Genomic DNA, 2,106 nt, shown 5'->3' with positions numbered 1-2,106 from the left:
GGGGCAGCGCCAGCGTGAACAGCAGCGGCGTCCCGACGAGGAGGCCGAACACCGTCAGGTACGAGACGTTCCCGACCGGGTCCTGGTCGTCGAACCCGATCGCCATCCGGCGCAGCTGCGGGCCGTCGGGGCCCTGCGGCCCCTCGTCGGCGTCGATATGGTTCTCCAGCAGCAGCAGCGCGCCGGAATTGCAGAAGTGCGGGACGAGCACGTCCATGAGTCCGCGCGCCAGCAATTCGAGGTCGAGCGTGGAGCCGATCCGCGGGAGCGCGTCGTCCAGCAGGGCGCGGCGGATGACGGCCGGGTCGACGAACCGGTCCGCGAGCGGCACCGGCACCTTCACCACGGCCAGCGCTGCGATCTCGGGCGCGCCGCCGCTCATCGGGTGGACGGTGACGACGGCGTCGAGCATGCCGCCGACCGGGGACTCCACGGCGAGCATGGCCGTGCGCTCCCGCCCGGCCCTCAGCGCCTCCAGCAGCGGCCTGCGCGCGCCGGGAATGACCTCGTCCAGCCGGGAGCCCAGGAGGGCGTCCCCATTCGGGCACAGAACCGCAGCGGCGTTGCGGTCGAACTGGAGAATTATCCCCGACGAATCCATGCCGAGAATGAGAATTCGGGTGGACGACTCCATCGCTCGATTATGGGACATGGCGGGGCTCGATGAGGCCGATACGCGCGGGGAGTCCGTCCCTTACCGAAGCGCATGGGTCTCGGGCGGGAACTGATACCGGGTCCGCTTCCGCGCGGGGCCGTGCGGCGGGCCCGGTTCCCCGATCGGAGTCCGCGCGGCAGACGGGTCCCGCGGTCAGGACTTCCCGAAGACCTGCGGCGGCGGGACGGGCGCGACGATCTCCTCGCCGTCGAGCAGCGGCGCGGCGCCGGCGCAGAACGCCGCGAGGTCGCCGCCCTCCAGCAGGCGGGCGCGCGCGACGCCGCCCGCCGCGCGGCGCGTCAGCTCCGCCACGGGGAGCGGCTCCCGGGACGCGGCCACGATCAGGTTCCCGAAGCGGCGGCCCCGCAGCACGCCGGGGTCGCCCATCAGCAGCGCGTGCCGGAACACCGACCGGACCGTGGCGGTCACCCGGCGGGCGAACGGCAGCCGGAAGCCGTCGGCGACGTTGGCCAGGTAGACGCCCCCGGGGCGCAGCACGCGCGCGGCGTCCAGGACGAACTCGCGGGTCGCGAGTTCCGGCGGCATCGACGCCCCGGCGAAGGCGTCCATCACGACCAGGTCGTCGGCCTCGTCGGCCAGGGCCGCGATCCCCGAGCGCCCGTCGGTGATCCGGATCCGCAGGCCGGGGACGCCCTTGACCGGCAGCTGCTCCCGGACGACCTGCACCAGTTCCGCGTCCGGTTCCAGCACCACCTGCCGAGAGCCCGGCCGGGTCGCGGCGATGTAGCGGGGCAGCGTGCACCCGGCGCCGCCGACGTGGACCGCGTCGAACGCCTCCCCGGCGAGGCCGAGCGCGTCGACCACGTCGCCCATCAGGCGCATGTACTCGAAGTCGAGGTAGGTGGGGTCGGACAGGTCCACGTACGACTGGGGGACGCCGTCGACGAGGAGCATCCAGCCGCCGTCGCGGTCGGCGTCGCGCAGCAGCTCCGCCTCCCCGCCGGCGATCTCGTAGGTTCGCGGACGGGGGGCGTGCCTGCCCTTGCGTGCCATGCCCCCACCCTACGGACCGCGGCCCGCGCGGCCCGCCGTACCTCAGGTCTGCTCCGTCAGGTCGGTCAGGGCGGTCTCCGCCGCGAAGTGGCAGGCGCTGGGGTGGGCGGAGCCGTCCCGCTCCTCCAGGGCCGGCACCTGCTCCGCGCAGATGTCGCGCGCCTTCCAGCAGCGGGTGCGGAACCGGCAGCCGGACGGCGGGTCCAGCGGCGACGGCGGCTCGCCCTCCAGCCGGATCTGCTCCGTCCAGCCGGGCGCGTCCGGGTCGGGCACCGGGACGGCCGACAGCAGCGCCTGCGTGTACGGGTGGGTGGGGTGCTCGTAGATCTGGGCCTCGTCGCCGGTCTCGACGACCTTGCCCAGGTACATCACGGCGATCCGGTCGGAGATGTGGCGGACGGCGGCCAGGTCGTGCGCGATGAACACGTACGCCAGCC

General features: G+C 74.0%; 2 protein-coding genes and 1 pseudogene. All 3 read right to left on the bottom strand.

Annotated features, from left to right (window positions below; translation table 11 throughout):
* Positions 1-634 (bottom strand): annotated as a pseudogene (locus tag AB0C69_RS41625) (hypothetical protein); the annotation flags it as partial.
* Between the two features lie 174 nt (positions 635-808).
* Positions 809-1,669, bottom strand: a complete 861-nt coding sequence (locus tag AB0C69_RS41620) for a fused MFS/spermidine synthase (RefSeq protein ID WP_360362296.1) — start codon at positions 1,667-1,669, stop codon at positions 809-811.
* A gap of 42 nt (positions 1,670-1,711) precedes the next feature.
* Positions 1,712-2,106: ABC transporter ATP-binding protein (locus tag AB0C69_RS41615; RefSeq protein ID WP_360362293.1), on the bottom strand; the 395-nt coding region annotated here is incomplete at its 5' end.

It is taken from the genome of Actinomadura sp. NPDC048032, assembly GCF_040653175.1.
In the GTDB taxonomy this organism is placed as follows: Bacteria; Actinomycetota; Actinomycetes; order Streptosporangiales; family Streptosporangiaceae; genus Spirillospora; species Spirillospora verrucosospora.
The sequence above is the reverse complement of the archived record's forward strand: the minus strand, read 5'-3'. Positions and strand labels throughout refer to the sequence as shown.